The sequence below is a fragment of the Arthrobacter sp. E3 genome (assembly GCF_017353415.1).
In the GTDB taxonomy this organism is placed as follows: domain Bacteria; phylum Actinomycetota; class Actinomycetes; order Actinomycetales; family Micrococcaceae; genus Specibacter.
This window is the reverse complement of sequence record NZ_JAFMPX010000004.1, coordinates 151445-160134: the sequence shown is the minus strand read 5'-3', so window position 1 is coordinate 160134 and position 8690 is coordinate 151445. Positions and strand designations below refer to the sequence as shown.

Sequence of the window (8690 nt, the reverse complement as noted above, 5' to 3'; positions counted from 1 at the left end):
CTGCAAATAATATTCATGGACCAACCCACGAATCTCATCCCTTGTATAACCCTTCGTAATTGATGACATGGCTGGCTCCTTTAATCAAAAGACACGAATGACTCACAACCAGCCTGACGTAGAGGGTTCGCCGCTTATCGGCATGTACCGAAGCACGAATATGCGGCGAAGGTGCGTTTATACGGTTGGACTACTGCATGTGCAAGATCGCGTTGGCCTGCTGCACCAGCTGGGTGTGGCGGGCGCGGCCCACAAAGCCTGCTGTGGCCCACGCTGCTGCGCCACCCACCACGATGGAGAAAATCCACGGGATCCAGGCGGTGGAGCTGTCATTGCCCAGTCCCACGGCCATGGTGATGATCCAGACAAGCAAGGATGCCACCACGGCCGCACCGGCTGGAAGCACTGCGCCGAATGTACTGCGGTACTTGTCCACTGCCCAGGCAATGGCACCCAGGGCGCCGGAACAAAGGGCAATGATAACCAACGCGACCATGAAGATTCGTCTCTCTTTTATCCAGCTAAAGGGTGGGGGCTCTTAGAGGGCGCCGAATCCGACGCTGCGGGCCTTCTCGCCACCCAATTCAACGTACCCCAGGGCATTTCCGGGAACAATCAACAGACGGCCCTTCTCGTCTTTGAGACGAAGCGCGGTGCCCTTGTCCAATGCTTCAGTCACCAAGGCCGCAACGTCATCAGCGCTCTGCTCGGATTCAAGAACGATTTCACGGCTGACGTTTTGGACGCCGATCTTAATTTCCACTGTTGTCTCCTTGGTGCAAACTTGCGATAAAGGTATGTACAAACCACTGTAGGGGCAGCGGCTCAGGATTCTTTGGGGAAGCGGCTAATTCCGCGCCAAGCTAAACGATAAACCAGATCGCTGGCCACATCGATGTCAATATTGTCCTTGGTCTCAAGCCAATAGCGGGCGCTGACTTGGGCCATGCCCGCCAGTGCGCGTCCCAGCAGGGTTGCCTCAACGGCGGAGAGCTTGGTGTCCTCAGCAATGACCTGGCCAATCGCATCGGCATAGTTCGCATTGAACTTTTCCAGCCGGGCGGCCACATCAGGGTCGTTGACGAGGTCGGATTCGAAAACCAGCCTGTGGGCCTGATCGTCGTTGGCCATGAACGTGTAATACGCCTTCATGGTGGCCTGGACGCGCAACTTGTTGTCCGTAGTTGAGCTCAACGCGTCCACGAGCATGGACGTCAACGACTCAAGATGGCTGTCCAACAGCGCCAAATACAGTTCCCGTTTACCGGGGAAGTGCTGGTATAGCACGGGCTTGCTGACCTTGGCGGTCTCGGCAATTTCATCCATGGCTGCACCGTGGTACCCATGGTTGACGAAAACTTCCAAAGCTGCGGACAGCAGTTGTGCGCGGCGTTCATCGCGGGGCAGCCGGGTGGGCGCGCTTTTGGTGACGGCGCGTTCCTTGGCAGACGGTTCCAAACTCATGACAGCAGCCTTTCTTTCCATTGCCCCCAGGTGCTGCTGGGCTGTTTTGTGTCAGTCTACTCGCGGGCAATGCGCCACAGGCTGCAAGCAGGACTAGATTAAGAAGCATGGTTTCCCTCATTCAGTCCTTGACCTCCACGACTGCCACCCGTCTGCCAGCTCTGGTGGAGCCCGGACCTCCGTTGACTGCCGAGGAACTGGAACGGTATTCACGCCATGCCCTGATTCCGGAAATTGGGTTGGAAGGGCAACGGCGGCTGCGCAACGCCCGCGTGTTGGTGATCGGCGCTGGCGGGCTCGGTTCCCCGGCATTGTTGTATTTGGCCGCGGCAGGCGTCGGAACGCTGGGCATCATCGACGACGACGTCGTGGAGTTGAGTAACCTGCAGCGCCAAGTCATCCACAGGGTGGCGGACATTGGCCGCACCAAGCTCGAATCGGCCAGGGACTCCATTCTTGACATCAACCCGGGCGTGAACGTGGTGTTGCACCACGTGCGCCTGGATTCCTCCAACGCCCTGGACCTCTTTGCCGACTATGACATCATCCTGGACGGTGCGGACAACTTTGCCACCCGCTACCTCGTCAATGATGCGGCTGCGCTGCTGGGCAAGCCCTACGTGTGGGGATCCATCCTGCGCTTTGACGGCCAAGTCAGCGTGTTTTGGGACAAGTTCGGCCCCAACTACCGTGATTTGTACCCCGAGCCGCCGGCCCCCGGCACTGTGCCCTCGTGTGCGGAGGGCGGCGTGTTCGGCATGCTGTGCGCCTCCATCGGGGCCATGATGGTCACAGAAGCCGTCAAGCTCATCACGGGCATTGGTCAGAGTCTTCTTGGGCGCCTTCTCGTGTTTGATGCGTTGACTTCGCGGTGGCGTGAAATTCGGATCGCCAAGGACCCGGAGGCGGCACCCATCACCGAGCTTGTGGACTACGAGGTCTTCTGCGGCATTGTTGCGCACCATGACGACTACGCCGACCTCATCTCCGCCGGGCAGCTCGCCGAACGCTTGGCCGGGCGAGAGCAGGGCAGCGATGACTTTGTTTTGATAGACGTGCGGGAGCCGGTGGAGTTTGAGATCGCCCGGATACCCGGGTCGGTGCTGATTCCGCTGGCAGGCATCAAGGACGGAACGGCGCTGGGGCAAGTGCCGCGCGGCGTTCCGGTGGTGTTGCACTGCAAGGCCGGTACTCGCTCGGCCCAGGCACTGGTGAGCTTGCGCACGGCCGGTTTCACCGACGTCGTGCATCTTGACGGTGGTATGGATGCGTGGGCTGCCAACGGCTGAAACAAGGTCGTGGCGGGCTGCTATCGAGCGGAGATGAGAATATTGTCTGCGATCTTGGTCCAGCCCGGTTCCAGTTTTCCGGTGTCGAAGTCGTCGCCCAGAAGGATCGTGGAAAGCTGCGTGTTCACCGACGATATTTTAGTGATTTCGCCACTGCCTCTGGTATCTCCACAACCTACCTGCCAAGCGGGATCCTCACCTGGCGGAACAACGGCCACGCAGGTGGTGCTGGCATCGCCGCTTTGGATGCCGAAGAATTGCACCCCGTCCTGGGTCGCAAGCAGCCGTGAACTGTCCCTGTTCATTTCCGTCGACAGATTCACCGTTGCAGGCAATGTGTCTTCGGGTGTGGCGGTGCGCTCCAGGGCCTTGAGCCCTGCCTGATCGGAACAGCCCGTCAAGAGGAGAACTGCAATACCTGCTGCGGCGAAAAGCGGCACGGACACACGTTTCATTATTTTCCCCGGATCGCGACTTTCACTCGATGCTACAGCCCGGAGAATCCTGGAGGAAGCGTGATTAACATGTTGGCTGTACTTGTCATCTGGGTTTTGATTCTGGCTATTGTTTTTCTGCGGCTCCGCATTGCCGAACTCCGTGGCAGGAACGCTCCCGGAGTCCAACAACGGTAGAGCGGTCCCACGGAAACTCGATTCAGCGTGCCAGACAATGGCGCTGTCCCAGGGATTTTGCCATTCATATCGATGCGCGCTGCCCAGCGACAAACCCGCCGCATAGGAGTAAGTTTTTTGGTAGGCCTTCCTCGTAATTCTGGGGCCGGCACTCACTTAAAGAGGCGCACCTTGAATCACGCCGGGCATCAACCAACACCGCAGCAGCCACTTGCTTCGGGATTTGGGCACTACACCGCTGCCGCAGCCGTTGTGGAGGGAATGAATCTCTCCGGATGTGTTGCCATTGTGACCGGCGGCTACTCAGGGTTGGGATTGGAGACGGTCCGTGCGCTGGACGGCGTCGGGGTGCGGGTTTTTGTTCCGGCACGCCGTCCCGATCATGCCCGCGGGGTGCTGGCGGCAGCAGACCTTGGCGGGGTCGAAGTGTTCGACATGGACCTGGGTGTGCAGGCCAGCGTCAAGGAGTTTGCCCGCGAGTATGTGGCCTCCGGAAACCGTCTGGATATTCTGATCAACAATGCCGCCATCATGGCATGCCCGGAAACGAGGGTGGGTCCGGGCTGGGAAGCGCAGTTTGCCACCAACCATCTGGGGCACTTCACCCTGGTGAACGAGTTGTGGCCGGTGCTGGCCGACGGCGGGGCACGCGTGGTGGCTTTGTCCTCCACGGGGCACAAAATCTCCGGCATCCATTTTGACGATCCCCAATTCATGCACGGCTATGACAAGTGGCAGGCCTATGGGCAGGCGAAAACTGCCAACAGCCTGTTCGCTGTGGAACTGGATGCGCAGGGCACGGACTACGGGGTGCGGGCCTTCGCCGTGAACCCCGGAGGCATCATGACCGGGCTCCAGCGCCACCTCACAAACGAGGAAATGGTGGCGGCAGGGTGGATGGATGACACCGGGAAGCTCAAAGATGGGTTTAAATCTGCCGGAGAAGGGGCAGCAACATCGGTGTGGGCTGCAACTTCGCCGCTGCTTGATGGCAAGGGAGGCGTGTACTGCGAGGACTGCGACATTGCCAGTCCCACCGAACAGGAGTCGGAGTTTGCCCGATTTGCCGGTGTGGACGCGCACGCGGTGGATCCGGAAAGTGCCTGGAGGCTCTGGATGCTGTCGGCTGAGCTGACGGGCGTCAACGCGTTCGATTAACCTGCGGCTTCGTTCGGATCAAGGCTTTGAGTCAGGGTGGAGCCGATGACAGCAGGGTCGATCTTCAGCCCGTACAGGGCGTCAAGGGCCGCCAAGTAACTGTCCGGATCCCCGGCGGCCGCGAGCTCCTTCGCTCTAACCGTCGGCACGTGAAGTAGTTGCTTGACCATGCGACGCATGGCGAATTCCACTTCAGCGGTGGCTGCAGTGCAGCCGTGCTGTTTGCGGACCTTCGCGATTTCATCGTCAAGGACACCCATGGTGTGCCTGCGCAGCGCAACAATTGCGTGGTCCAAGGAGCGGGAATTTTGGGCCCGCTCAAAGTCCCTCGTTGCTGCGGAGACGAGTGACGAAGCCTGTGCCAGAGTGGATTCCTCTTCCGCTGGGGCTGCTTGGCGGACCGTTTCCAAGGTCATCAGGTCCACTCCGGGCAGGCTATCGATGTCAGCGGCAAAGTCGTGGTTCAGAGCGAGGTCGATGACAGTGAGTTGCTGCGAATCGTTGTGGCGCAGTTGCGCCAAATCCGTTCGCGTCACTTGATGGTCGGAACCGCTGCAGCCTAGGAGCAGTGATGCTTTGGACAAGGCCTGCGGCAACGATTCCTCGTTCAGGGCCGTGCCTCCGCGGGAAGCGGTGAAGGTTTCAGCTCGGCCGGAGGGGGAGTAGATGGAAATGTCGGTACAGCCGCGTTGCACGAGCTGTGCCATGGCTGCCCCCGCGTAGGCGCCGGTGCCAAAGAGAACAGCGGACTTGCCAGCAAGTGAGCCCAGTGGACGGTCCTGTAGTTCTGCGGCTAAATCCAACGCAACGGAGACGATTGACATGCCGCGGCGTCCGAGTGCCGTTTGGGAGCCCACGTCCTTGGCAGTCTTGGCAGCGGCCTGAAATAGTCTGACGAGGGAGGGCGTAGTGGCGCCTTGTTCCTGGGCGATGCTCAGCGCGCGGCGCACCTGCCCGGCAATCTCGCGCTCACCCACCACGGCAGATTCCAGTCCCGTGCTCACCGCGAAGAGGTGCCGCGGTACGGCGTCGGACTCCAAGGTGGACAGCGCTGCTGCAACGTACCGTTCGGCAAGTCCGGAATGTCTGCTAATCGATTCGATCAGCGAGCTGCGGGCAGACTCAAGGTCCTCGCTGCTGCGGGCGTGCACGTACAGTTCGTAGCGGTTGCAGGTGGCCAAAGTGATGAGCCCGGTGACTGCATTTTCCGGTGGGATGATCTCAGCACTGACTGCCGCGGCCCCGGCGCTAAGGCGGGCAACGGTTTCCAGATCAATGCTGCTGTGCGAAGCAACGAGGGAGAATAGAACCACAATGCCAATATCGTAGCCCCCCAAGCTGATGGTTTATGGACATGATGGAACAAAGCGTCACTAAGATTTTGTGATGCTGCTTACAAGCGGCCGTCAACATGTCCTCTCTTTGCGGTGACAGTTTGTCCACAAAACAGTTTGAGTTGGCTCTGTAGGGTGGTGCCATGACACTGAACTCCAGCCACCCCCTGATGGATGGCCGCACCGCCAGCTCCCCTTTGATTACGGCCTACAGGGGAGGTACGCCAAGCCGCCGCCCCATCTGGTTCATGCGCCAAGCAGGGCGCTCACTGCCGGAGTACCGCAAGCTGCGTGAAGGCACCACCATGCTTGAATCCTGCCTTTTGCCGGCCATGGCCGCGGAAATTACGCTCCAGCCCGTCCGGCGACACGACGTGGACGCGGCGATCTTCTTCTCAGACATCGTCATCCCGCTGAAACTCGCCGGCGTTGGCGTGGACATTGTCCCGGGCGTGGGCCCGGTGTTGGATGCACCCATCCGCACCGCCAAAGACATCGCAGCCCTGCCGGAGCTCACGGACGAAGCCCTTGACCCAATCCGCGAGGCAGTGGCCCTGACGGTGGCCGAGCTGGGCAGCACCCCGCTCATCGGTTTTGCAGGTGCTCCCTTCACCGTGGCCGCCTACATGGTGGAAGGGCGTCCCTCGCGCGACCACCTTGGCCCCCGCACCATGATGCATGCCCAGCCGGAGCTCTGGGCAGAGCTGATGAACTGGGCTGCGGACGCCTCAGGAAAATTCCTGCGAGCCCAAATTGAGGCCGGAGCCAGCGCCGCGCAGCTTTTCGATTCCTGGGCAGGGTCGCTGGGACTCGCCGACTACACAAATCATGTGGCGCCGGCGTCGTCCAGGGCCTTGGACCACGTCCGCAACCTGGGCGTGCCACTGATCCATTTTGGCACCGGAACCAGTGAACTCCTCGGTGCCATGCATGATGTGGGCGTGGATGTGATGGGCGTTGACTACCGACTCCCGCTGGATGAAGCCAACCGCCGGCTCGGCGGCACCGTGCCGTTGCAGGGGAATATTGATCCGGCACTGCTCAGCGCTCCTTGGGAGGTCTTGGAGCAACACGCCCGCGAAGTTGTTCGGGCCGGTTCCACTGCGCCCTCTCATGTGGTGAACTTGGGTCATGGCGTGCCGCCTGGAACAGACCCGGCCGTCCTGACCCGCCTTGTGGACCTGATCCACTCCATCTAGCCTGCATCAGCGACACCTGCACCTGCCACAAAGAGGACACCATGGAAAACCGCAGAAAGGCCGCCAAGGCCTTCACACCACTGAGCCACCCGGCCCCCTACCAAACGGTTGTGGTGGGAGGTGGCATTTCGGGGCTGCTGGCGGCCTGGGACTTGCAGGAAGCGGGCTTCAAGGTCACTATTTACGACGCCTCCGCCTCCTGGGGTGGATGCGTAGGCCGGCACGAAGTGGCCGGGGTGGTCCTTGACTCGGGTGCGGAATCGTTTGCCACACGCAACACGGCGGTGTCCGAACTTGCTGCAGAGTTGGGGTTGGGGGACAAGGTTGTGGAACCCAATCCAGCAGGGGCCTGGGTATGGCTGCCCGACGGACCCGTTCCCCTGCCGCGCACAGGCGTACTGGGCATTCCCTCGGACCTTGGCGCGCCGGAAGTACGTCAGGCGTTGGGCGCCTCGGGAGTGTTGCGTGCCGCCCTTGACGCCAAAATGCCGGTCAACATCGGCACCACCGAAGCCACCATGAGTGTGGCTGACCTGGTGCGTGCGCGAATGGGCAAGCGGGTTCTTGAACGGCTTGTTGCCCCCGTGGTGGCAGGAGTGCATTCAGCCAGTGCGGAACTGCTGGACGTAGACGTGGTGGCGCCGGGGTTGCGCGCCGGCATTCGCGACCACGGTTCGCTGGCTGCGGCCGTGGCTGCCCAGCGGGACAGGGGCCTCGGCAGCAAGCCCGGGGCGGCAGTGGGAGGGCTGGTCGGGGGCATGCACACGCTGGTGGACGCCCTCGTGGAGAAGCTGCAGGAGGCCGGTGTTTCGATGCACCTCGGGCACAAGGTGAAGGCCATCTACCGCGGTGATATTGACGACGCCCCCACACCGACGTACGACGGCGGCGAGCCCTCACCGTGGATTGTTGAATGGGAGCACGGCACGACGCACGGATATCTGGCCGCCAAGCTGTTGGTGATGGCCACCGACGGGCCCATGGCCGTTAAGTTGCTGGCTCCGGAGATGCCCGAACTGCTGCCCTTCACTCCGGCCCCGGGACCTGATATTCGTCTGGTGACGCTGGTGGTGGATGTGCCCGAACTGGATTCGGCCCCGCGCGGCACAGGAGTCCTGGTGGCCCCGTCCGTGGAGACCATCACGGCCAAGGCGCTCACACATTCCACCGCGAAATGGCACTGGTTGGCGGATTCCACCGGGCCCGGAACCCACGTGGTGCGCTTGTCCTACGGCCGTGCCGGGACCAAGCCGGCCGATGCGGTGCGGCTGACTGCGAACACGCCCACGGAAAGCGACTTGATCGCCACGGCGCTGGCAGATGCCACCACCATGCTCGGCGTGGAAGTGAGCGAGGCCGACCTGTTGGGTGCGGACGTGGTCCGGTGGCAGGGTGCGCTCCCGTTTGCCGCAGTGGGGCATCACGAAAAGATCGCGCACGTCCATTCGCTGGCCAATGACGTCCCCGGCCTGGTATTGACGGGGGCGTGGATGACAGGCAACGGATTGGCGGCGGTGGTCTCCGGCACCCGGCGGCAGATCCGTGCCGTGGTGGACGCCTCCAAGAGACTGTGACCTTGCACACTTTCTACGTCATGTAGAGAAGGCCGGTTTT

General features: G+C 61.4%; 9 protein-coding genes. 4 read left to right on the top strand and 5 right to left on the bottom strand.

The window, feature by feature from the left end; genetic code table 11:
- Window positions 1–190: 190 nt before the first annotated feature.
- From JMA46_RS03545 to JMA46_RS03535, 3 genes are all read right to left on the bottom strand, one after another.
- Window positions 191–496: a hypothetical protein gene (locus JMA46_RS03545; RefSeq protein ID WP_207343908.1), complete on the bottom strand. Its 306-nt coding sequence runs from the start codon at window positions 494–496 to the stop codon at window positions 191–193.
- A gap of 42 nt (window positions 497–538) precedes the next feature.
- Window positions 539–763, bottom strand: coding sequence for a DUF3107 domain-containing protein (locus JMA46_RS03540; RefSeq protein WP_207343907.1), 225 nt, complete (start codon window positions 761–763; stop codon window positions 539–541).
- Window positions 764–825: 62 nt separating this feature from the next.
- On the bottom strand, window positions 826–1464 hold the full coding sequence (locus tag JMA46_RS03535; protein ID WP_247647006.1) for a TetR/AcrR family transcriptional regulator: 639 nt from the start codon (window positions 1462–1464) through the stop codon (window positions 826–828).
- A gap of 107 nt (window positions 1465–1571) precedes the next feature.
- Here JMA46_RS03535 and moeB point away from each other — a divergent pair, with 107 nt between their 5' ends.
- On the top strand, window positions 1572–2753 hold the full coding sequence (gene moeB / locus JMA46_RS03530) for a molybdopterin-synthase adenylyltransferase MoeB (protein ID WP_207343905.1): 1182 nt from the start codon (window positions 1572–1574) through the stop codon (window positions 2751–2753).
- Between the two features lie 20 nt (window positions 2754–2773).
- Here the strand turns inward: moeB and JMA46_RS03525 are convergent, their stop codons facing one another.
- Window positions 2774–3541: a hypothetical protein gene (locus JMA46_RS03525; protein ID WP_207343923.1), complete on the bottom strand. Its 768-nt coding sequence runs from the start codon at window positions 3539–3541 to the stop codon at window positions 2774–2776.
- Window positions 3542–3556: 15 nt separating this feature from the next.
- On the opposite strand from JMA46_RS03525, the gene JMA46_RS03520 reads away from it, so the two are divergent.
- Window positions 3557–4543: an SDR family NAD(P)-dependent oxidoreductase gene (locus tag JMA46_RS03520; RefSeq protein ID WP_247647005.1), complete on the top strand. Its 987-nt coding sequence runs from the start codon at window positions 3557–3559 to the stop codon at window positions 4541–4543.
- Here the strand turns inward: JMA46_RS03520 and JMA46_RS03515 are convergent.
- On the bottom strand, window positions 4540–5880 hold the full coding sequence (locus tag JMA46_RS03515) for a glutamyl-tRNA reductase (protein WP_210768514.1): 1341 nt from the start codon (window positions 5878–5880) through the stop codon (window positions 4540–4542). The two genes, JMA46_RS03520 and JMA46_RS03515, sit on opposite strands and share 4 nt — an antisense overlap.
- Window positions 5881–6020: 140 nt before the next feature.
- Here JMA46_RS03515 and hemE point away from each other — a divergent pair, with 140 nt between their 5' ends.
- Window positions 6021–7076 carry a uroporphyrinogen decarboxylase gene (gene hemE / locus JMA46_RS03510; protein WP_207343903.1) on the top strand — a complete coding sequence of 352 codons (1056 nt, stop codon included), beginning with the start codon at window positions 6021–6023 and terminating at the stop codon, window positions 7074–7076.
- A 41-nt stretch (window positions 7077–7117) separates the two neighbouring features.
- Window positions 7118–8650, top strand: coding sequence for a protoporphyrinogen oxidase (hemG, locus tag JMA46_RS03505; protein ID WP_207343902.1), 1533 nt, complete (start codon window positions 7118–7120; stop codon window positions 8648–8650).
- Window positions 8651–8690: the final 40 nt, after the last annotated feature.

What these genes read in the sequence shown, in the direction of transcription:
- JMA46_RS03545 (WP_207343908.1), bottom strand. Translation starts at nt 496, where the DNA reads ATGGTCGCGTTGGTTATCATTGCCCTTTGTTCCGGCGCCCTGGGTGCC.
- JMA46_RS03535 (WP_247647006.1), bottom strand. Translation starts at nt 1,464, where the DNA reads ATGAGTTTGGAACCGTCTGCCAAGGAACGCGCCGTCACCAAAAGCGCG.
- moeB (WP_207343905.1), top strand. Translation starts at nt 1,572, where the DNA reads ATGGTTTCCCTCATTCAGTCCTTGACCTCCACGACTGCCACCCGTCTG.
- hemE (WP_207343903.1), top strand. Translation starts at nt 6,021, where the DNA reads ATGACACTGAACTCCAGCCACCCCCTGATGGATGGCCGCACCGCCAGC.
- hemG (WP_207343902.1), top strand. Translation starts at nt 7,118, where the DNA reads ATGGAAAACCGCAGAAAGGCCGCCAAGGCCTTCACACCACTGAGCCAC.